The organism is Dehalococcoidia bacterium (assembly GCA_030648205.1).
Classification (GTDB): domain Bacteria; phylum Chloroflexota; class Dehalococcoidia; order JAUSIH01; family JAUSIH01; genus JAUSIH01.
In genome coordinates this window covers 35,489-55,696 of record JAUSIH010000001.1, presented here as the reverse complement: position 1 = coordinate 55,696, position 20,208 = coordinate 35,489, and the positions used below count along the sequence as shown (strand labels likewise).

The following is a 20,208-nucleotide window of genomic DNA, read 5'->3' as shown; positions in this document are numbered from 1 at the left end:
CGACCTTGACCTCCGACGTGCCTTTGACGTAGAAGATGATCTCCTCGCTGTCCCGCGTGTGCGGCCCTTCGCTGGCGCCGGGCGGGACGACGGCGTACACAATGTACAGGTCGCGCGTGTCCGTAGTCTCCTTGCGCAGCTCCCAGACTTTGAGTCCGCCAGCCGTGGTGCGGGTCGGCTCGCCCTGTATCCTGGAGATGGTGGGTTCCATGTGCTTTTCCTCCTGTGACGGCGTTTTTTCGGCGGCCCGTCGAAGCGCTCCGATGATACGGTAACGCGTTGCCGGGCGCAAGCGGCCCGGCGCGAGCGACTACGCGAACGACACGCTGGAGGTGGTCTGGCTGGCGCAATAGGGGCGGGGTCGCGCGCGGGACGAGGCGCTGGCGTACTGAAACGCCAGCGCCTCTTTTCATTCTAGCTCCGCATCATCAGGAAAACGCAGAGTCTGCACCGCATGAAAGGCGCGTACAAGTTCTACATAAAATATAAAATGGAGGAAAACCGCCTCAAGCAGATATTGACATGGCCTTACACGAGGAGTATTCTGTATATCAGAAAGTGTGTGGAGGTGTGCACGATGGTCACTTCTGAACCTGTGGAGCCAGTAGCGGGGCAGAGTAATCCGGATAGCGGCGGCGAGAAGATTGGGCTTAGGCGTCCTAAGTCGAAGACGGCGTATCCATACTTCGACTTGGAGGCTGTGTTAGTAGTAGCGCGACAAGCATATGAGACAGGCGGTGGTTCATTGTCTGGGGCGACCTTGGCCCGCTTGATTAGGATTTCTCTGGACTCAGGGCCATGGAAATTGAGGTTGAGTGCTGGTCGGTTATACGGCCTTCTCGAGGAGGATAATGGAGTCATTAAGATTACGGAGAGAGCTACTCGTATTCTTGCCCCGCACTCCGAAGCCGACAAAGTCCAAGCTCTGGCTGAGGCCTTCCGCGCAGTCCCGCTATTTCGGGGATTGATGGAATTCCTAACCGAGGGCAGGCCGATCCCTCCAACAGACGGATTGGACGACGCCATTAAGAATAGATTTGGGATTGTTGACAACAAAGTGAAGTTCGCGCGCGACATCTTACTGAGGGCCGCGCGCCAAGCTGGTGTTCTCGAAGTAAGGGAGGGACGCCAATACCTTGTCTTGCCGAAGGTGAGCACACAGGCAGGCCTCGCTGCACCAGCAGCTACTCCGCCACTAACGGCATCACTTGGTGAGGCAGCCACGCCCACTAGTTCGACTGCCGTCGCCGGACAGGTTAACCCGCCAGTTGCTGCCGCATCACTGAGTCCAAATGCCTCGCGCGCGACACCCGAGGCTTCAAAACCCATCATGCAGCGAAACAGTGTGGAGTTGCGGTTGACCGACGAGGAGCTAGCCGCGTTGGAGGATGAAGACATTAAGAATCTATACGCAGCAGTAGGGGATTTCGAGGCGATCCGGAGAAAGGCTATACGGCGACTACAACAGAAGGCGGCTGGATCCGCGTAAATCTGACAGCCTTTGAGATGCCTAGAACGTCATACCGCTACAGGCGGTCATGAGATTGTGGCAAATTGCTGGCCGTTCATACGTAGAGGCGTATTGATCGGTAAAAAGTAGGCGCTGGGAGCCTCAACGGTCGAGTTGGACTGTCCCCCAGCGCCGGAAAGGAGTCGGTATGAGGCTGCTCACCTCACACCTTTTAGCGGAACATAAGACGACTGTCATCGTCACGTTCGCGCCCCTCATCATAATATAGGGAGAGCCCCCGCAAGGGGGCTTTTCCTATTATATCAAATGCTGCTCTCATCCCTCTTGACACCCGCCCCGCTTAGCGGCAGCATACCCACGGTTGCGCACCCACTTTTGAACGCAAAAAGGCCGACAGGCCGGAGGTGACTATGTCCCCGCGCACATCCTACATCGTGAACCCCGTGGCGCCTGTCCCCACGCTGACGCAGGAGATGGCCCCGCCCGTCGGCGAGCTGGCGGGCAAGACAGCCGCCTTCATTGACAACGGCTGGGCCAGCCTGGGCGTGACGCTGGACACCATGGAGCGCCTCCTCAAGGAGCGGCACGGCGTCGCGAAGGTCATCCGCGTGAAGAACCCGGACCTGACGCGTCCGCTGGCCGCCGGAACCATGGACCAGCTCGCGAAGGAGGCGGACATCGCCATCGTGGGGCTGGGCAACTGAGGCTCCTGCACCGCGTGGAGTGTCCACGACGGAGTCGAGTTCCACAAGCGCGGCGTTCCCGCCGCCGTCCTCGTGACCGAGTCCTTCATTCCGCTGGGGCAGGCGGTGCGCAAGAGCAAGGGCATGCCCAATCTGCCGCTGGTCGTCATGCCGCGCAGCGTCGAGTACATGCCGAAGCCTGACCTGGAGAAGGCGGCGGAGAAGGCGCTTGACCAGGCGTTGGCGTCCATCGCCCCCAAGGCGGCAGCGCGCGCCGCGAAAGAGGTGTAGGCCCATGCCTGCGTCCGCGAAAACGCGCGCGAAAGACCTCCTGGCCGTGGACCCGTCGCTGGACGCCATCAACGAACGCGCCGTCGCCGAGGGCTGGTCGGACGGCCTGCCCATCGTCCCGCCCACGGAGCGGCGCGTGGCGGCGATGCTGCGCGCGCTGGGCCGCTCCGGCGGCGAGGTCATCGCGAACCTGGACCCGCGCAACGGCCGGGCCACGCTGGAGAAGATCGCCGCCAACGCGGTGATGGCGGGCTGCCGTCCGGAGCACTTTTCCGTGGTGGTCGCGTCCGTGGACGCCATTGCCCAGGAGCCGTTCAACCTGCATGGCGTGCAGGCGACCACCGGCCCCGCAGCGCCGGTGCTCATCGTGAACGGGCCTGTCCGCAGGACGGCGGGCATGAACTCGGGCCGCGGCTGCCTCGCGCCCGGCAACCGGGCCAACGCCACCATTGGCCGTGCGCTGCGCCTCATCATGCTCAACATCGGCGGCGGCGTCCCGGAGGCGGTGGACAAGTCAACCCACGGCTTCCCCGGCAAGTACACCTTCTGCTTCGCGGAGGACGAGGAGAACAGCCCGTGGGCGCCCCTGCACGTGGACCGGGGCTTCAAGCGGGAGGAGAGCGCCGTCACCGCCTATGCCGCCAACGGCACGCAGAACGTGGCCACCACCATCCTGACCAACCCGTTCGACATGCTCCTGTGGGTGGCCGACGCCATGTCATGGATGGGGAGCAACAACGTCGTCGTCGCGTCCGGCGAGTGGCTCATCATCTTCACGCCCGGCCACGCGAAGCTCTTCGCCGAGCGCGGAATGAGCAAGGCGGACGTGCAGCGCTACATTTTCGACAAGGCGGGCTTCCCGACGGCGCAGATGCCCCACATGATGCGGGAGCACCGCCAGCCGCGCATCCAGGTCGGCGACCAGACGAAGCCGTGCCAGAAGCCAGAGCACATCCTCATCGCCGTGGCGGGCGCGCTGGAGCCGTACCACATCGTCGTCGTGCACGGCTGGGGCGACTCGTGGGCCGTGACGCGGCGCGTGCCGGAGCCGGTCTGAACGTACTCCTCGCCGCAGCGCGCGCACACGGCGTGCTCGGGGCGTTGCGCGACCGCATGGCCCGCCCGTCGCCTGCCCTACGCGACGGGCGGCGGCGCCTTGGGAGAGAAGTAGGCCTTGACAGCATCGTTACGCAGGTGATTCAGGAAGCGGAAGCCAAATAACGCAACGATGAGGCTCACGAAAGTTATGCCTATCTCCCCTGCGGCCAGGTTGCCAATCATGCTCACCGTTCCGAACACCAGGATAACCCAGAGCATGACGAGGGCCAGGGTCCGTCCCCAGCGCTTCCTCTGCAGCAGCCCGATACCCGCCGCGAGGCAGAGAGCGCCCGCCACCATGATGGGGATGCCGAACATGATCACCATGATCCCTGGAAAGGGCCCCGACGGGTCGTCCATTTCAAACACAGCGCCCACGGCGATCAGCACCGCGCCGCCCACAATTCCAAGGCCGCCCAGGACGAGAAATGCTCGCCCCAATTCCGTCACTCGATGTGGGCGCGCAGACACTGCCTCATGTCCCACGCTTCACCGTCCTTCGCTCTGTTCAGGACCCACCCTGCCGCGTAAGTCATGCTACATCTCACCTGTCGGGAAGCACCATGATGCGAACACACTACCGGCCGGTGTCGTTACTCTAGTGTCCTGTCCCCGAAGTACGCATACTAATTCATGCATGAGAAGCTGTTCAAGGAAACGCCCCTGTCCACTGACCGTCTTTCCGGCCAAAAGCTTGCCCCGTACCCGATACGGGGCCGGAATCCAGCGTTCGCCGGTGCTTCTCTGGATACCGGCTTCCGCCGGTATGACATGGAATAGGGAACGTATTTCCGAAACAAGACACTAGGTTCTGCGTTGTGCTATGCTGCCAGGCGCGGAGTCCAGATAGCACGTCTGGTCTCAATGCCCCCAGACTTCATGCTCGCCATCGGTGACGTATGCTGCTTCCAGGAGGTTGGCCGTGCGTTACGCCGTCAAGCTGCCACAAGTCGGGACGAACCTGAACGGGCGTGACATCCTGCGCTTCGCGCAGGGGGCGGAGCGCCTGGGCTTCGACATCCTCTCCGTCGGCGACCACGTGGTCTTCCCGGAGCGCATTGACTCCGCCTATCCCTACGCCACGACAGGCCGTCATCCCTCTGAGAGCGCGCCGAACTATGTGGAGGCCATGACGCTGCTCAGCTACGTCGCCGGCGCGACCGCGACCATCAAGCTGTTGACGGGCGTGCTCATCGTGCCGTACCGGCACCCCGTGCTCGCCGCGAAGATGATCGCCAGCCTTGACTATCTGACGCAGGGGCGTGTCATCCTCGGCATCGGCGTGGGCTGGATGAAGGAGGAGTTCGACGTGCTGGGCTTCCCGTACCAGCATCGTGGCGCGCTGACCGACGAGATGGTGGAGGTCTACAAGGCCCTGTGGACGCAGGAGCGCCCGGCGTTCAAGGGGCGCTTTTTCCAATTCGACGAGCTACGCTTCTCGCCGAAGCCGGTCCAGAAGCCTCATCCGCCTATCTGGATTGGCGGCACCTCGCGGGTGTCCATGCGGCGCGCCGCGCGGATCGCCCAGGGCTGGTTCCCCATCCACCTCTCGTCCGACGAGCTGAGGCCGATGGTTCAGGAGCTGCGCGCGATGACGAAGGCGGCGGGCCGCGATCCGGCGGAGATAGAGGTCTGCCTGGGGTCGTCGCTGGAGTTCGCGGACAGGCCCGTGACGCCGGACCAGCAACGCAGGCTGCTGGGCGACGGCAACAAGGAAAAGATGGTGGCGGAACTGCGCGCGCTGGCCGCGATGGGCGTCGGCGCTGTCCACTTCGACTTCCGCACGCGGGACGTGAGCGCGCGGCTGGAGATCATAGAGCGATTCATGGCGGAGGTCCGGCCTCACGCCCCGTGACGCGTGGCCTGAGACAGGCCACGCCGTCCTGAACCCCTATGGAGTGGCAGGCCCCTTCTTCTCTTCGTCGGCCTGTTGCAGGGCTTTCTCCAGGGCCGCCACAACCTGGGGGTCATAGAACTTCCCTGATTTATTCCGCAATTCCGTCATCGCTTCCTCTCGGCTCAGGGCCTTCTTGCGATAGGGGCGCGCCGCGGTCATGGCTTCCAGGGAGTCCACCACGCGGATGATGCGCGCCGGCAGGGGAATCGCCTCTCGCGCCAGGCCCAGCGGATAGCCGGAGCCGTCGAAGTTCTCATGGTGGTACAGCACCGTGTCGCGGACGCTGGGCTGGATGTGGGCGTCGGAGAGGAGCTTCGCTCCCGTCTCCGGGTGCTTGATGACCGTCTCCTGCTCCGGCGACGAGAGGGCGCCGCGTCGGTTGAGCAGCTCGTCGCGCAGGACCGCCATGCCGATATCATGCAGGTAGGCGGCCTCCTCCACGTCCTCCCGCGCCAGGCCCATGACCTGGGCCACGCTCACCGCCAGCGCCGCCACCGTGCGGGAATGCTCGCGCCGCTCCGGGCAGCGCGCATCAACCATCTCCGGAAGGCTCCGGATAAGGCCACGGTACTGCTCCTCCAGCGCGCGGTTGGCGGTGGACAGCTCCATTGACTGCGCCTGCTGGCTCTGCAGGAAAGTGTTTAGTCCCCGTATCTCCTGCATCCGCTGCTCCAGGTCCTTCTTATCGTGCTCGAGCATCTTGGAGTAGTATTTCAGGTTCCCGTAGAGCCGCGCGTTCTCGATGGCCGCGGCCACCTGCCCCGCCAGCACGGTGAACAGCTCCATGTCGCTCCGGGTGAAGGCGGCGTTGCCCCGCTGCTTGGACAGGTTCATCACCCCGATGACCTTCCCCTTGGCCTTCAGCGGCAGGCACAGCGCCGAGCCGGTGTCCCTGGCCGTCATCTCCCGCTGCATGTCCGGCGGAGTGGACGCCCCGCTCTGAATCAGGAGCGGCTCGCCCCGCTGCAGCACCGTCCCGGCGATGGTGTCCTGGACCTTGCGGCGGCTGCCGATGTACTCCTGGGGCAGGCCGTAGGCCGCGCGGATGACCAGTTCCTTGCCGTCGTCGTCCACCATCATGAGGGAGGCCCGGTCAGCCCTGGTCTCCTGCTGGACGAGCTTGAGGATGAGGGAGAACAGGCTCTCCAGGTCCACCTCCGCCACCAGGGCGCGGGAGACCTCCAGCAGGGGCGTCAGCGCCCGCAGGCGGGACGCCTCCCTGTCGGCGCGCACCCGGATCAGCGCCTGCTCCACGGAACGCAGCAGCTTGTCCGGCGTGGCTGGCTTCAGCACGAAGCCCTGGACCCCCAGGTCCAGCGCCTCGATGGCGGTATCAATGTTGCCATAGCCGGTGAGGAACAGCCCGGCCACGTGGGGGTCGCGCTTCTTGGCCTGACGCATCATCTCCAGGCCGTCCATTCCCGGCATGCGGATGTCCGCCACCAGCAGGTCATAGGGGGATGCGGCGAGCTTTTCGAGGGCCTCCGCGCCAGAGGCGGCCCCGTCCACCTGATAGCTCACGGCGCGGAGCACCCGCATCAGGGACTCGCGCACCGGCGCCTCGTCGTCAACGACCAGGATGCGTTCATTAGGCAAGGGACATCACCGCGCTTTCCTCTTTTGGTGGGGTCAGAGGAAGACAGACGGTGAAGGCGCTGCCCTTCCCCACCGTGCTCTCCACCTTGATGACCCCTCCGTGTTTCTTGACAATCTGGTAGCTTACCGCCAGGCCCAGGCCGGTCCCCTGGCCCACGGGCTTGGTAGTGAAGAAAGGTTCAAAGATACGGGGCATCACCTCGGGAGGGATGCCATCGCCCGTGTCTGTCACCTCGACGGCGACCATGCCGTCTTTGTCACTCCGTGACCGGACGGTCAACGTACCGCCGCTCGGCATGGCGTCCATAGCGTTGTTCACCATGTTCAGGAAGACCTGCTTGATCTGCTCAGCGTCACAGCGGATGGGTGGCAGGTTCCGGTCCATCTCCGTGACCACCTTCACGTTCCCGCTCGCCGTGCGCACCCGGGCCAGGCTCAGGACCGCCTCCGCCACCTCGTTGACGTTGGCGTCGGCCAGGGCGGACTTCTGCTGCCGCGCGAAGTCCAGCAGCCCCTTGACGATGTGCCGTGCTCGCAGGCTCTCCGCCTGGATGGCCCGCAGGTCTGCTTTGCGCGGGTCGTTCTCGTCCAGGCTGTGCTCCACCAGGAACGTCAGGTTGATGATGGTTTGAAGGGGGTTGTTGACCTCGTGGGCGACATTCGCGGCCAGTTCGCCTACGGCGGCCAGCTTCTCGGAGCGCACAAGCTGGGCCTGGGCCTGTCGAAGCTCGTCCAGTTGACGGCGAAGCTCGCTGTATAGGCGGGCGTTTTCCATCCGTGTAGCCGCCTGACTACACACCGTCTGAAGCAGGTCCACGTCCTCCTGGGAGAAGGGCTGGTGCGACTTCTTCGGCCCCAGGACGAGCACTCCGACCAGGGATTCGCGCGTTTTGAGCGGCACGAAGAGTTCCGCGCCAAATTCCTGGAGGGCCAGGACTTCGCTGGTGGGCATCATGTAGCGATTGGGCAGGGCGTCCACCTCCCGCATGGTCACCACCTGGTCATGGCTTCTCATCCACTGGACGGGAGGGCTCTGTGCCGTAAAGACGATGGGTGCGGACCCCAGGGCGCCCGCGGACGCGGCGGGGATATATCCGCGCTCCTGGGGAGAGGCCAGGAGAAGGCAGGCCCGCTCCGTCTGCAGGCCGCCGACCACCAACCGCACCAGGGTGGCGGCCAGGCCTTCCAGGTCGGCGATGTCACGGGCCGCCACGGCGAAACCCCTGAGTTCTCGGAGGGCGTCGTAGCGCCCTCGGTAGAACCACTGGTCCACGAACTTCTGCAGGGCATGGTACAGGGGCTGGAAGGCAATGGCCACGAGGAACAAGCCACCCAGGTAGACGAGTATGGGCTGAAGGTCTCGCGGCGTGCCGAGGAGCTGGTTCACGAACAGGATAACCAGGGCGTACGCGCCCAGCAGGACGCCGCTGACCACCGAGTACAGGAGGCCCTTGCGCACGGCCACGTGCACGTCCAGAAGCTGGTGCCGGGCGATGGCGTAGGCGGTCACCGCGGCAAACATGACGTTGGTCACGATGCCCATGGGGTACACAGGCACTCCCATCACGGGGAGGTAGTCTGACGTGGCTCCCAGCATCAGGAGGAACAGCCCCAAGGCCAGCCAGCCCGCTCTGTTGCGCTCTCCCGGAGAGATGGGGTTCCGGTACACCTTGATGGTGTTGACCAGGCACCATGTCGTCAGGACGTAGAGGTACAGGATATACGGGACGGCGAGAGGGCCGAGGACGGGCGCGTACCCATACCATTTGGTCTGCATTCCTTTGAAGACAAGCCCCGTGGGCAGCAGGGCTATGAGAACGAGTCCACTCACATAGACGGCGGGAAGAAGGCCTTGAGGGGTCTTGAAGCGCGTGAAGAGCAGGCTGAAGTGGAAATAGTAGACGCCGATGGCGGCGATGGTGGCGAAAACGCCCACCTCCCATCGGGCGGCCTCCTCCAACGTGGGGCTGGAACGCATCTGGAAGATGGTGAGGCCCCAGAGCGCCAGGACAAGGAGGAACAGGGAGAAGACCTGGTGCTGCTGACTCTTGCGATTGCCCCTCAGGACAAGAGGTATCAGCGCAAGGTTAACGATGAACCCCAGGAGGGGCAGGAGCAGGTAGAGGTTCATGCCACCTCGAGTTTCACCTCGCAGCCGCTGACTTGCAGCAGGTCGCGCACCTCGGATTCCAACGGGTTCATGCGGGGCGGACGCCGGTTGGCCAGGTCCACCCCGGCCCGCATCTTCTGCTCATAATATAGCGCAAAAGTCCCGGGCCTGAGGTAGGTCACCCGCACGGGCTGTATCTGCAGCATCCTGTCCAGGTCGTTATAGAAGGAGTCGCATTCCTTCAGCTTCTCGTGCAGAACGTGGGCCAGGCCGTCCTGCGCGACGGCCTGGCGCGGCTCGATGTACAGGTGCAAAGAGGGTCTGTTCCCTGTTTTCTCCTTGCGCAGCGTCCAGTCCTCGTAGCGCAGCCCCGCCATGCGCAGCGCACGGTGCACCGTGCCCTCGTCAATGCGCGTGAAGTTGGCGATGTCAATCAGGTCGTCGGCGCGGGCGTGGAAGGCGACCTGGGGCAGATGGATGCCTGCTTCGTCGTCGCCCCGGGACAACACGCGAATGAAGTGTCCCAGGCGGTAGCGCAAAAACGGCATGCCGTAGAAGTGGGAGATAACTATTTCGTAGAGCTTGCCCGGTTCCAGGTCAGGCAGCAGGACTGTCCGAGGCTGGTACGAGTCGTTTCCGCGAGCCTTCAGCCATTCGTTCTCAGGGATGAATTCGTAGTATGCCGCGTACGGCAGCAGGGTCAGCCCGCGCCGGAGCCAGCTCTGGACGGCGAGGATGCCTCCCTCAGAGGCGGCGTAGGCTTCGTAGGGCAGGTGGCCCCAGTAGCGCCGGATGTCTTCACGGAAGATGTCCGTGTCCATCCCCCATGCGATGACCGCGCGGGCGGGCCACAGGTCTTTGGGAAGGATGCCGCGTCCCGCCAGCCGCGAACGCACGTAGGCGCGAGCCAGGCGCCACAGGACCGCGGGGTGCAGCATGTCGCGGGTGAAGCGGGTTTTTCGGGAGTGTTCGGCCATGCCCTCGCCCATTTTCACCAGAACGCTTCCCAGGGAGACGATGATGGGCGCCCCCTCCCGCAGGGCCATCTTGAAGGCCACCTCCGTCTTCTTGTGGAAGTCCGTGTCAGGGAGGTCGTCTATGGGTGGGATCAGGCGCAGCCCCAGGCGGTCGTGCAGACCCTCGCCCAGCAGTCCCGAGAGGTAGGGCATGCGCGGGATGTTGCAGAGCACGCGCGTGCCGCTCGACAGGTTCACCTCGCCCTTTTCGGTGGCCGTGGCCAGAATCATGCATGCGGCCCCGGCGTCCACAAACCGCTCATAGGCCATGGGAGTATAGGGGATCCAGCGGAAGGTGCCCCCGCGGCCGGACGTATGTATCCATGCGTGGGGCTTGACCGCCAGGAATTCCTCCCGTTGGCCGTCCAGGACGTCCCGGTAGTCTTCATACGTGGTCAGGGGAACCGTCTCGCGGAACTCCTTGCCTGTGGTGGGCAAACGGACGGGCAGGAAGCGCCGGCCCAGGGGGGACTGCCCCACGAGCCGCAGTTGCTCGCCCAGGAGGTGCTCCTGAATACCCATGAACGCGTCCAGCGAGTTGTCCAGAAAGCCGCAGTACTTCTGCCAGACTCCCTCCCTATCGCGCTCCCACACGGTGTCTTTTGCTCGGGACATCGCTTTTGCCTTTCCCTACCGCTGCGCTCGCCCGGAACGCATTGGATTATGCTCCGACGGGGCGCCCGATTCCGCGAAGCTCACCGGCCAGCGGGCCGCACTGCCCCGTGAGAACGAAACGCAGGGCACCCCTGCCCTGCGCTTCGTTCAGGACCCCAGTTTATGAAATGGGGGAGCTGCTTCTGGACCGCCCTGTTAGGAGCGGTGGGCTCCCTTAAAAACCACGACATTCGTTGGGGGTGGGAACGAGCTCAGGTCCAGGTCCAGCGTGAAGGTGCCATTGGCTCCCTCGTCGCCTCCCTGCGCGTTGAATACGCCCTCATCATGAAGGTCGATGATGTTCCCCGTGAGCAGGTTCACATGGCCGGATATCTTAAAGGTGAACTGGCCGGTGAGCGGAACCGAAAGCCCGCCTCCGCTGACAGTGATCGTGCCGTGCCCCACGCCCTTGATCCCGCCGGTCGCAGGGTCGGTGACCAGTGAGGTGGACTTGTGGACGGTCTGCGCAATGGCTCCCTGAAGCTCAGGCCACGCGGGGCTGTACCCTATTTGGATGTAGACGGCCTCCCCCCGTGTTATGAACCCCACAGGGAGGGGTTGGATGGCGCCGTTGCCCACTCCAAGCACACCGCCAATTGCGGTAAAGGGCTGCGGCGCGGCGGCCATAACTGGAGCGGGCTGAACCGCGAGCAACGCTAGGACTGCCAGAACTGCCAGGAGCCTCTTCATGGATCGCCTCCTTGCCTTCGAGCCTGGCCTTTCGAGACCAAAGCTCACACTATCAACGCCTGACGTATCAAGCGTCGCCCGCCGGAACGAATGCTAGCGTGGCGGACGGGCCGCGCCAAGACCCAAAAGTACTATCCTCGCGGATGACGAGGGCGCATCGTTCATGTGCGCATGCCCCGAGAATACAAGCAATGGTGAGCGCGGCAGGCTCTTGCAATGAGTTTCATGTCCGCTCCCCCTGGAGGCGTTACACGTCGGGGAATCCCACTATGACTACAAAAAGGGACAATTCTGACCATGCCGGAGCGGACTTTACAATACATTTTACATTATGATAAGATGCAGGCAAGGCAGGACATGACGGCTTGTGACTGAGCAATCAAGGACCCGGGTCTTTGTGGTTGACCGGGAAGCGGGCTACGTGGAGAGCCTCCGCGCCGCTTTCGCTGAGAACGCGGACATGCAGGTTGTCGGGACCGCGGCCTCGCTGGAGGAGGCCCTCCCTGCCCTGGAAACCGCGAAGCCGGACGTAGTCGTCGCTGACCTCGGCGCCGAAGCCGTCGAAGACCTGCCCCTGACGCGGCGGATCAAGCAGAAGTGCGCCGGCGCGTCCCTCATCGCCCTCGTGCCTCAGGATGACGACGCGCACATCTTCCTCGCCATCAACGCTGGCGCCGCCGCGTGCGTGCGGAAGGACTCCATGCCGGAGTTCCTCCCTGGCATCGTGCGGAGCGTGCGCGCCGGTGAGTACCCCATCCAGTACACGCTCCTCAACAGGGCCAGAGTGGCCGCTTACGTTCTCCGCCAATTCCAGGGCCTGGCCCTGGAAAACGGCGTCAGCCACGACTCCGCGGGCGCCGTCGGGCCTCTCTCCCGCCGCGAGATGCAGGTGCTCACCCACGTCGCCAAGGGCCAGTCCAACAAAGAGATTGGCGTCACGCTGACGATCAGCGAGCAGACGGTCAAGAACCACATCACCGCCATTCTGCGCAAGCTGGACGCTAACGACCGCACCCACGCGGTGGTGATGGCGCTGCGCCAGGGCTGGATATCCCTGACGGAGCAGGACTCTCCGAAGGAGCCGGACTCCACACGCGTCTCCGGATGACACGAAGCGGCGAGGGCAGGGTCATCCTGACCGGCGATATTGCTCCGCGACGGCCTCTTTGAGCACGACGGCGCTGTTGTGCTCCGTGTCGCGCGCGGCGAAGACCAGCGTGACGGCGCCCGTCTGGGCCTTCTCAGCGAGCGAGCGCAGCAGCGTGGCCTTCTCGGGCGAACCCAGTTCCGCGCGGTAGCGCCGCTGGAACTCCTCCCAACGCTGGACGTCGTGCCCGAACCACTTGCGCAGGTCCGGGCTGGGGGCCAGCTCCTTAAGCCAACCGTCCAGTCGCGCCGCCTCCCGCCGTATGCCCCGGGGCCATAGTCGCTCCACCAGCAGGCGCTCCCCGTCCTGGTCGCTGGGAGGATCGTACGCACGCTTCAGCTTGAGCATATCGGGACTCCCGTGTGTGTGGAGTCATAGCGCCCTGTGCCCCACCCGCTATAATAGTCTATCGCCATGTCTGTAGCTTCGCTTCCCGCCGTCTCTTACCGCTGCGTTCGCGTCTGGCAACGCAATAGCGATGTCTTTCTGCGCCTTTGGAAGACGGAGCTGGTCCTGGTCCTGGCGGAGCCTCTGGTCGTGCTGGTGGCGATGGGCTACGGCCTGGGATCGCTGCTCAGGCCCGACGACCCCCACAAGTATCTGGAGTTCCTGGGACCGGGGATACTGGCCGCGTACGCCATGTACGCCGCGGTCTTCGAGTGCACCTGGGGCACCTACGTCCGCATGAATATCCAGAAGACGTTTGACGCCATCATCGTGACACCTGTGAGCCTGGATGACGTCATCACCGGAGAGGTCCTGTGGGGCGCCACTCGCGCCTTTGTCAGCTCGGCGACCATTCTGCTGGCCCTGGCCGTGCTGGGCGTCGTCACGTCACCGCTGGCGCTGCTGGCGCCCGTCGCCGGGGTGCTCGTCGGATTGACGTTCGCCGCCCTGTCCGTCCTGGTGACCTCGTTCGTCCAGAGTGGCACCCAGTTCAACTACTATTTCAACCTGTTTATCACGCCCATGTTCGTTGCCAGCGGCACCTTCTTCCCGTTGGCCCAACTGCCAGAATGGGTCCAGGTTCTCCTCTGGCCGTTGCCGCTGACCGCGGGCCTCACGGTGATAAGGGGGCTGTTCCAAGGCAGGGTGACGCTGGAGGTCCTTCTGGCCGGGCTATGGCTGGTCGTGCTGGCCGCCGTCTGCTTCCCGCTGGCGGTGGCGGCCATGCGGCGGAGGCTTGTCCGGTAGCCTCCGCCCTGCTGGCTACTTGACGATGAGGGTCATCTCCATGCCCATCGCCCGGTGGCCGGGCAGGTCGCAGTAGGCCGGGTAGCGGCCCGGCTGCGTGGGCGCGGTCCAGGTCGCTCTCCGCTCGCGTCCGGGCGGCACGACGACCTCCTCGACGTGGGCCTCCTCGCTCTCGAATTCGTGGTCCTCGCTGCCGACGTTCTTGATGACAAAACTCACCCGCGCGCCCGCCGGCACCGTAACCTCCTGGGGCTCGAAGAACTGGCGGCCGCCCGAGCGCTCGCCTGCGGTTATGATGATCTCCTGACCGCCGCTGGCGTTACTGACCTCGCCGCAAGCGGTGGTCAGCAATAGTCCGAGGGCCAGCACCGGAGCGCAAAGAAGTCTGTGGTTCATGGCTTATGCGGGCCTCCTGTTCATAGTGGACATTGGCGTCGTAGTCGTTTGAGAGGCGACGGGAGGCTTCTCCCGTCCCAGAAGAAACAGTGGCAGGAAAACGGCGAGGTATCCGAGGTAGGCCACGACTTGGCCCAGGCGGGGGCTGGCGTCGTAGCCCAGCACGGTATTCAAAAGGCGGCCCAAACCTGAGTTGTCGGGCACGAGGTTATACGTGTCCCACAGATGTGGGCCAAGAGCGGAGGCGGACGTTGCGTGGCTGAGCTCCTTGAGGCCGCTGCTCAGCAGCCCCGCCGCCAGCACGATAAGGATGACGCCCGTCACATTGAAGACCGCGCTCAGCGGCAGGCGCATGGTGCCGGCGTAGACGATGGCCCCCATGACTGCCGCGACGGCCAGTCCCAGGCCCGCGCCCAGCCAGTAGAGCAGCGCGGAGTCCGCCGTCGCGGAGCCGGCGGTGAGGAACAGGGCCGTCTCCAGGCCCTCCCTGCCCACCGAAGTGAAGGCGAGGAGCACCAGCGTGACGACGGAGCCGCTGCGGAGTGCCACGTCCACCTGGGAGCGCAGGTGGCTGCCCATGTCCGCCGCCTGACGCTTCATCCACAGCGTCATGCTGGTCAGGACGACCACGGCGAGGAGCGTCGCGCCGCCCTCGAACGCCTCGAGCGCAGGGCCGGACAGCTTGCTGGCCGTGAGCTCAAGTCCGGCCCAGACCGCGATGGTGCCCAGAAAAGCCAGGGCGGCGCCGAGCCACACGTGGGTGAAGTACCGTCTCTGGCCGATGCGGTTCAGGTAACCGAGGACGATGGCGATGATGAGGAACGCCTCCAGCCCCTCACGGAGGCTCACGAAGAGTGAATAGACCACGCAGATACCTCCTGTTTACCGCGGCGATTCCCCGGCATCAAGCCGGGCGGGCGTAGGGACGCCTGATGTAGACATAAACTTGTGCATAGTGAAATACTTTGTATATACTAACCTCTTATCTAAGGTTACACATGATAATGGGAGTTGTCAAGGCAAGCGCGTGGTGCTTGTTTTGTGGCGCAGCTCTCTGTGACACGACAAAGTGAAACGATATACTTGTAGTGGTGTGCTACGAGTCTCGATGCCCACATGCGCTTGGTCTATCAGGGCGAGATACGGGGGGATCTGGAGGACCTTACCGACCGCGCCGAATGCCGGATTGGCCTGGCGTGGGAGGGTATCACGCTTACTCTATGAGCGACGCGCCTCGTTTCCTGGTGGACATCAACGTGGGCAGGCTGGCCCGGCGGCTGCGTGTCCTGGGCTATGACGCCCTGCTCGCGCGCGACGTTGATGACAACGCGCTGGTGCGTCTGGCCCTGCGAGAGGGCCGCGTGCTGCTGACCAGGGACACGCACATCCTTAAGCGCCGGGTGGTGACATTAGGGCTGCTGCGGGCGCTTCTTATCCAGCACGACGTGGTGGCGGACCAGCTCCGCCAGGTGGTGGACGCCCTGTCGCTGGAGGGGACGGCGCATGCCTTCTCCCGATGCATCGAGTGCAACGAGCCGCTGGCGCAGCGCCGCCCCGACGAGGTGCGGGATATGGTGCCGCCCTACGTTTATGGCACGCAGCGCACCTACTCTCAGTGTCCCACGTGCCGCCGGGTGTATTGGCGGGGGACGCACTGGGAGAACATGCGGAAAGAGATGGAGCGCGTCCGTCCAGGGCTGGGCGACTCGCCGGCATGAAGGAGACATATGGCTGACGCTGCCTTTGTATATGAAGACACGCTGAGCAACCACGTGCTGCGCGCCGACCACCCCATGCGGCCCCATCGGCTCCACCTGACCTACGAGCTGCTGGAGGCCTACGGCGTCTTTCAGCGGCCGGACGGTCGGCTCGTGCCGCCGCGCACGGCCTCCGACGAAGAGGTCCTGTGGTTCCACACGCCGGCCTACCTGGACGTGGTCAAGCGGCTCAGCCGGGGCGAGGATGTCCCGGACGCCGCGGCCTGCAACTTCAGCGCGCACGGGGACAATCCCCCGTATCCCGGCATGTACGAGGCCTCCGCCCTGAGCGCGGGCGCGTCGCTGGTCGCCGCCCGGCTGGTCGCGGACAAGAATGCGCCAGCCGCGTTCAACGCCGCGGGGGGACTGCACCACGCCATGGCGGGCCACGCATCTGGGTTCTGCGTCTTCAACGACCCGGTGCTCGCCATTCACCTGCTGCTGCGCCGGGGCCTTCGCGTGGCCTACGTGGACATTGACGCGCACCACGGCGACGGCGTCCAGGCCGCGTTCTACGACACCGATCAGGTCCTGACCATCTCCCTGCACGAGTCGGGGCGCTTCCTCTTCCCTGGCACGGGCGATGTCACGGAGACGGGGACCGGCAAGGGCAAGGGCTACGCGGTGAACGTGCCGCTGTACCCGTACACCACCGACGACACCTATCTGTGGGCCTTCCGTGAGGTGGCGCCGCCGCTCGTCCGCGCGTTCAGGCCGGACGTGCTGGTGACTCAGCTCGGCATTGACACGCACTACTTGGACCAGTTGACGCACCTCTGTCTGACGACGCATGGATTCACCGAGGCCGTCCGCGAGTTCAAGTCGTTAGGCCTGCCGTGGGTCGCCCTGGGCGGCGGCGGTTACGAGCTGGGCGTGGTGCCCCGGGCGTGGACGCTGGCCTACGCGGCGATGCTGGACGTGGAGCTGCCGGACGAGATCCCGGCGGCGTACCGGGCAACGTACGGGCTGGACAAGCTGCGCGACAGCGAGGACGGGCCGCGGGTCGAGGAGTCGGCCCGCAAGCAGGCCAGAGAGTTCGCCGAGCGGAGCGTCGCCGAGGTGCAGCGCCTCGTCTTCCCGTACCACAGGCTGCGGAGCGGCTGATCTTCTTCGTGTCCCTAAAAGCTATCCCGAAAACCTTCGGTCGGTTGTTGCTCATGGTTCGATAGGCTTACCATGAGCGATGATTTCCGCTCACCCTGAGCTTGTCGAAGGGTGAGCGGCGACTTTCGAAATGAGTTCTAGGGCCCCGTTCGGGCGCTGGAACTGGCCCCCGCGCCGTGCTACGATGAGCGGGTTGCCGCGCGGGCGCTTGGCGCTTGACTACAAACATTCAAGGAGGTCGGCATGAAAGCGGTGCGTGTCCACGAATTTGGCGGAGCGGACAAGCTCCAGTACGATGAGGACGCCCCCGAGCCACAGATAGGGCCTACGGAGGTCCTGGTGCGCGTCCGCGCGTGCGCCTTGAACCACCTGGACATCTGGGTCCGCATGGGCCAGCGCGGCCAGTCTGAGATGGAGATGCCCCACGTCCTGGGCTGCGACGTGTCGGGCGAGGTGGAGGCTGTCGGCGGCGCCGTCCACGGCATACAAAAGGGGCTGAAGGTCGTCATCAACCCGGGCATCAGTTGCGGCCGCTGCGCCGCGTGCCTGGCGGGGAACGACAACATGTGCCTGAGCTACAACATCATAGGGCAGAAGCAGAACGGCGGGTACGCCCAGTACGTGCGGGCGCCGGCCACCAACATCGTGCCCATGCCCGCGAAGCTGAGCTTTGAGGAGGCGGCCTCCGTGCCCCTGGTCTTCCTGACCGCCTGGCACATGCTCGTCGGGCGGGCCAGGGTCCAGGCGGGCGACGACGTGCTGGTGCAGGCGGCGGGCAGCGGCGTCGGCATCGCGGCCATCCAGATCGCCAAACTGTTCGGCGCGCGCGTCATCACCACCGCCAGCACGGACGACAAGCTGCAAAAGGCGAAGGCGCTGGGCGCGGACGAGGTCATCAACTACACCACGCAGGACTTCGCGCAGGAGGTCCGGCGCATCACCGGCAAGAAGGGCGCGGAGGTGGTCATCGAGCACGTGGGCGGCGAGGTCTTCGAGAAGAGCATCCGCTCTCTGGCCACGAACGGCCGCCTGGTCACCTGCGGCGCCACGGCGGGCTTCAGCCCTGCCGTTGACCTGCGGTACGTGTACAGCAAGCATCTGAACGTGCTGGGCAGCTACATGGGCAGCAAGAGCGAGCTGCTGCAGCTTCTGAAGTTCTTCGACTCCGGTCGGCTCAGGCCCGTCGTCCACGCCGTGTACCCGCTGAAGGACGCGCGAAAGGCCCACGAGGCGATGGAGAACAGGGCTAACTTCGGAAAGCTGGTCTTGCAAGCGCCGTAAATACGGAGTAGCATAGATAGCTGGCTTTCAGTTCATACATGCAAGGAAAGGGAACGACAACATGGGCCACGCAGTGATGAAGGGCGCGCGCCAAAATCGGGGTGTCAAACGCGGGGGCATCGGCAAGGGCACGGGCCGCCACAAGGTGCCGATGCTGCCGTGGCGTGAGGCCGAGCTCAAGGAGCAGGCGTCCAAGCCACTGGAGAACAAGCTGCCCAAGAAGAAGTAGCCCGTTTGACGGTTCTTCACGCGTAAACTATAGTTGTGCGGGCGCCATGGGCGCCCGCACAACGTTTGTATGACTGACCAGCCTCGCACCACCGCCGCGACCCCGCCAGCCGTGGCTGCGCCCGTGCAGCCACGCTTCTACTACGGCTGGTATGTCGTTTTCGCCGCCTCAACCGTCACCTTCGTGGAGATGGCCGGGTTCAATACCACACTCTCGGTCTTCGTCAAGCCCATGACCGAGGAGTTCGGCTGGACGCGCACTCAGTTCTCCATTGGCGTGTCAATCGGCTCTCTCCTGGCGGGCGTTCTCGTGCTTGGCGTTGGACGGGTGATTGACCTGCGCGGGCCCAAGTACGTCATCCTTGGAGGCGTCGCCGCCCTCGTCGTCTGCCTGACGCTGCTGTCCCAGGTCTCCGCCCTCTGGCAACTCTGGGTGCTCTTCGCCGTCTCGCGGGCGCTATCCTCCGCCACGCTGGACCTCTCCTCGACGGTGCTGGTGGCCAACTGGTTCATCAGGCTGCGCGGCCGGGCGATGGGGATGGCGAGCCTGGGCCGACGCGCGGCCATCGCTCTGCTGCCTCTCATCGGGCAGGCGATTATCGTCGCCTTCGGGTGGCGCGCCGGCTGGGTGGGCATCGCGGGGATAGTCGCCGTGGTCGGCATTCTGCCCACAGCCATGCTTGTGAGGCGCCGTCCGGAGGACATGGGCCTGCGGCCAGACGGCGCCGCCCCTGCGAATTCCGCGCCGACGGCGACCGCCTCCAGACAGCCGCGAGCGTTGCGGCAGGACGTGTCATGGACGCTACAGGAGGCGTTGCGGACTCCGGCTTTCTGGCTGCTGATGGGCGTGGGCTGCGCCGCTTTCTTCGTGGGCGGATCGGTCAACCTGCACCAGGTCGTCTACATGATTGACATGGGGCTCTCGCCGACTGTTGCGGTGACCTCTCTCAGCCTCTACGCCGTGGCGGGCGCGGCGGGGACCATGTTCTGGGGGTCGCTGGCGGACCGCCTGCCGGTGCGGTACTGCTTCGCCATGGACCTTGCGTGGGCCGCTATTGGCGTGTCCTTTCTGCACGTCGCGACGTCGGAGTCGATGGCGTACCTGTATGCGGTGGTCTATGGCATAGGCTTTGGCGGAATAATACCCCTGACGGCGACCGCGTGGGCGGACTACTTTGGGCGGAAGAGTCTGGGTTCCGTTCGGAGCGTGGCGATGACGGCCCAGATGGTATCCAACGCGATAGGGCCGCTCTTCGCCGCGTTTGTGTACGACACCTCTGGCAGCTATCAGTGGGCGTGGATCGTCTTCGCTTGCGCATACGTGATAGGCATGGTGCTCGTACTGCTGTCGCAGGTGCCGCGCCATCCCTCCGCGGCGTAGCCCTTTCGCCGGTCTCCGGTCTGAAGGATGGTGGCAGAGGTCGGATGAGGGGGTCGGAATGTGAATGGCTCCCCGGGTAGGATTCGAACCTACGACCTTGCGGTTAACAGCCGCCAGCTCTACCGCTGAGCTACCGGGGAGCGCCCTGCCAACCGTCTCACCAGACTGGCGTCCGGCGAACGCGGCGCAATCGCCATCTTAGCACGCTGTTCGC

Annotated in this window: 21 protein-coding genes and 1 tRNA gene; 12 read left to right on the top strand and 10 right to left on the bottom strand. The window is 64.5% G+C overall.

All coding sequences use genetic code 11. The features are described 5' to 3' along the window. Nucleotides 1–211 (bottom strand): hypothetical protein (locus Q7T26_00300; GenBank protein ID MDO8530602.1); only part of this gene is annotated, 211 nt, incomplete at its 3' end. A gap of 243 nt (nt 212–454) precedes the next feature. Here Q7T26_00300 and Q7T26_00295 point away from each other — a divergent pair. The 4 genes from Q7T26_00295 (at nt 455) to Q7T26_00280 (ending at nt 3,502) form a co-directional block, all read left to right on the top strand. Then, nucleotides 455–1,489, top strand: a complete 1,035-nt coding sequence (locus Q7T26_00295; protein ID MDO8530601.1) for a hypothetical protein — start codon at nt 455–457, stop codon at nt 1,487–1,489. A gap of 392 nt (nt 1,490–1,881) precedes the next feature. Then, nucleotides 1,882–2,175: a hypothetical protein gene (locus tag Q7T26_00290; protein ID MDO8530600.1), complete on the top strand. Its 294-nt coding sequence runs from the start codon at nt 1,882–1,884 to the stop codon at nt 2,173–2,175. A 72-nt stretch (nt 2,176–2,247) separates the two neighbouring features. Beyond that, nucleotides 2,248–2,445, top strand: a complete 198-nt coding sequence (locus Q7T26_00285) for a hypothetical protein (GenBank protein MDO8530599.1) — start codon at nt 2,248–2,250, stop codon at nt 2,443–2,445. Between the two features lie 4 nt (nt 2,446–2,449). Then, on the top strand, nt 2,450–3,502 hold the full coding sequence (locus tag Q7T26_00280; protein ID MDO8530598.1) for a hypothetical protein: 1,053 nt from the start codon (nt 2,450–2,452) through the stop codon (nt 3,500–3,502). A gap of 77 nt (nt 3,503–3,579) precedes the next feature. On the opposite strand, the gene Q7T26_00275 is transcribed toward Q7T26_00280, so the two are convergent. Then, a complete protein-coding gene (locus Q7T26_00275) occupies nt 3,580–3,984 on the bottom strand; it encodes a hypothetical protein (GenBank protein ID MDO8530597.1) in 405 nt (134 codons plus the stop codon). A gap of 481 nt (nt 3,985–4,465) precedes the next feature. Between Q7T26_00275 and Q7T26_00270 the strand changes: the two genes are divergently transcribed. Then, entirely contained in the window at nt 4,466–5,398 is a 933-nt protein-coding gene (locus Q7T26_00270; protein MDO8530596.1) for an LLM class F420-dependent oxidoreductase, read from the top strand. A gap of 36 nt (nt 5,399–5,434) precedes the next feature. Here Q7T26_00270 and Q7T26_00265 read toward each other — a convergent pair whose 3' ends face one another. The 4 genes from Q7T26_00265 to Q7T26_00250 all read right to left on the bottom strand — a co-directional run bounded on the left by Q7T26_00265 (nt 5,435) and on the right by Q7T26_00250 (nt 11,506). Continuing rightward, a complete protein-coding gene (locus Q7T26_00265; GenBank protein ID MDO8530595.1) occupies nt 5,435–7,036 on the bottom strand; it encodes a response regulator in 1,602 nt (533 codons plus the stop codon). Further along, the gene (locus Q7T26_00260; GenBank protein MDO8530594.1) at nt 7,029–9,167 is read right to left on the bottom strand and encodes an ATP-binding protein; all 2,139 of its coding nucleotides are present in this window, start codon (nt 9,165–9,167) and stop codon (nt 7,029–7,031) included. Before Q7T26_00260 ends, Q7T26_00265 begins: the two co-directional genes overlap by 8 nt. Further along, entirely contained in the window at nt 9,164–10,777 is a 1,614-nt protein-coding gene (locus Q7T26_00255) for a GH3 auxin-responsive promoter family protein (protein ID MDO8530593.1), read from the bottom strand. Before Q7T26_00255 ends, Q7T26_00260 begins: the two co-directional genes overlap by 4 nt. A gap of 195 nt (nt 10,778–10,972) precedes the next feature. Then, complete coding sequence (locus Q7T26_00250) at nt 10,973–11,506, bottom strand: hypothetical protein (GenBank protein MDO8530592.1); 534 nt, start codon at nt 11,504–11,506, stop codon at nt 10,973–10,975. A gap of 367 nt (nt 11,507–11,873) precedes the next feature. Between Q7T26_00250 and Q7T26_00245 the strand changes: the two genes are divergently transcribed. Next, nucleotides 11,874–12,614, top strand: coding sequence for a response regulator transcription factor (locus tag Q7T26_00245; protein MDO8530591.1), 741 nt, complete (start codon nt 11,874–11,876; stop codon nt 12,612–12,614). A gap of 21 nt (nt 12,615–12,635) precedes the next feature. Here the strand turns inward: Q7T26_00245 and Q7T26_00240 are convergent, their stop codons facing one another. Continuing rightward, complete coding sequence (locus tag Q7T26_00240; GenBank protein ID MDO8530590.1) at nt 12,636–13,001, bottom strand: DUF488 family protein; 366 nt, start codon at nt 12,999–13,001, stop codon at nt 12,636–12,638. Nucleotides 13,002–13,067: 66 nt separating this feature from the next. Between Q7T26_00240 and Q7T26_00235 the strand changes: the two genes are divergently transcribed. Beyond that, complete coding sequence (locus Q7T26_00235; GenBank protein ID MDO8530589.1) at nt 13,068–13,847, top strand: ABC transporter permease; 780 nt, start codon at nt 13,068–13,070, stop codon at nt 13,845–13,847. Nucleotides 13,848–13,862: 15 nt separating this feature from the next. Here the strand turns inward: Q7T26_00235 and Q7T26_00230 are convergent, their stop codons facing one another. After that, nucleotides 13,863–14,243: a cupredoxin domain-containing protein gene (locus Q7T26_00230; protein MDO8530588.1), complete on the bottom strand. Its 381-nt coding sequence runs from the start codon at nt 14,241–14,243 to the stop codon at nt 13,863–13,865. Nucleotides 14,244–14,246: 3 nt separating this feature from the next. Next, nucleotides 14,247–15,110, bottom strand: a complete 864-nt coding sequence (locus tag Q7T26_00225) for an FTR1 family protein (GenBank protein ID MDO8530587.1) — start codon at nt 15,108–15,110, stop codon at nt 14,247–14,249. Nucleotides 15,111–15,463: 353 nt separating this feature from the next. Between Q7T26_00225 and Q7T26_00220 the strand changes: the two genes are divergently transcribed. The 5 genes from Q7T26_00220 (at nt 15,464) to Q7T26_00200 (ending at nt 19,994) form a co-directional block, all read left to right on the top strand. Continuing rightward, nucleotides 15,464–15,961, top strand: a complete 498-nt coding sequence (locus Q7T26_00220; GenBank protein MDO8530586.1) for a Mut7-C RNAse domain-containing protein — start codon at nt 15,464–15,466, stop codon at nt 15,959–15,961. 9 nt (nt 15,962–15,970) lie between these two features. After that, a complete protein-coding gene (locus Q7T26_00215; protein ID MDO8530585.1) occupies nt 15,971–17,104 on the top strand; it encodes an acetoin utilization protein AcuC in 1,134 nt (377 codons plus the stop codon). Nucleotides 17,105–17,347: 243 nt separating this feature from the next. Then, nucleotides 17,348–18,385 (top strand): zinc-binding dehydrogenase, encoded by a 1,038-nt coding sequence (locus Q7T26_00210; protein ID MDO8530584.1) that lies wholly within the window; start codon nt 17,348–17,350, stop codon nt 18,383–18,385. Nucleotides 18,386–18,446: 61 nt separating this feature from the next. After that, on the top strand, nt 18,447–18,614 hold the full coding sequence (locus Q7T26_00205; GenBank protein ID MDO8530583.1) for a hypothetical protein: 168 nt from the start codon (nt 18,447–18,449) through the stop codon (nt 18,612–18,614). 69 nt (nt 18,615–18,683) lie between these two features. Beyond that, nucleotides 18,684–19,994: an MFS transporter gene (locus tag Q7T26_00200; protein ID MDO8530582.1), complete on the top strand. Its 1,311-nt coding sequence runs from the start codon at nt 18,684–18,686 to the stop codon at nt 19,992–19,994. A gap of 65 nt (nt 19,995–20,059) precedes the next feature. On the opposite strand, the gene Q7T26_00195 is transcribed toward Q7T26_00200, so the two are convergent. Next, nucleotides 20,060–20,134, bottom strand: a tRNA-Asn gene (locus Q7T26_00195). Nucleotides 20,135–20,208: the final 74 nt, after the last annotated feature.

Bases quoted from the DNA above. Each gene is read 5' to 3' on its own strand.
- Q7T26_00235 (MDO8530589.1), top strand. From the start codon at position 13,068: ATGTCTGTAGCTTCGCTTCCCGCCGTCTCTTACCGCTGCGTTCGCGTC.
- Q7T26_00205 (MDO8530583.1), top strand. From the start codon at position 18,447: ATGGGCCACGCAGTGATGAAGGGCGCGCGCCAAAATCGGGGTGTCAAA.
- Q7T26_00290 (MDO8530600.1), top strand. From the start codon at position 1,882: ATGTCCCCGCGCACATCCTACATCGTGAACCCCGTGGCGCCTGTCCCC.
- Q7T26_00255 (MDO8530593.1), bottom strand. From the start codon at position 10,777: ATGTCCCGAGCAAAAGACACCGTGTGGGAGCGCGATAGGGAGGGAGTC.
- Q7T26_00215 (MDO8530585.1), top strand. From the start codon at position 15,971: ATGGCTGACGCTGCCTTTGTATATGAAGACACGCTGAGCAACCACGTG.
- Q7T26_00295 (MDO8530601.1), top strand. From the start codon at position 455: ATGAAAGGCGCGTACAAGTTCTACATAAAATATAAAATGGAGGAAAAC.
- Q7T26_00260 (MDO8530594.1), bottom strand. From the start codon at position 9,167: ATGAACCTCTACCTGCTCCTGCCCCTCCTGGGGTTCATCGTTAACCTT.
- Q7T26_00250 (MDO8530592.1), bottom strand. From the start codon at position 11,506: ATGAAGAGGCTCCTGGCAGTTCTGGCAGTCCTAGCGTTGCTCGCGGTT.
- Q7T26_00240 (MDO8530590.1), bottom strand. From the start codon at position 13,001: ATGCTCAAGCTGAAGCGTGCGTACGATCCTCCCAGCGACCAGGACGGG.
- Q7T26_00230 (MDO8530588.1), bottom strand. From the start codon at position 14,243: ATGAACCACAGACTTCTTTGCGCTCCGGTGCTGGCCCTCGGACTATTG.
- Q7T26_00210 (MDO8530584.1), top strand. From the start codon at position 17,348: ATGAAAGCGGTGCGTGTCCACGAATTTGGCGGAGCGGACAAGCTCCAG.
- Q7T26_00280 (MDO8530598.1), top strand. From the start codon at position 2,450: ATGCCTGCGTCCGCGAAAACGCGCGCGAAAGACCTCCTGGCCGTGGAC.
- Q7T26_00220 (MDO8530586.1), top strand. From the start codon at position 15,464: ATGAGCGACGCGCCTCGTTTCCTGGTGGACATCAACGTGGGCAGGCTG.
- Q7T26_00200 (MDO8530582.1), top strand. From the start codon at position 18,684: ATGACTGACCAGCCTCGCACCACCGCCGCGACCCCGCCAGCCGTGGCT.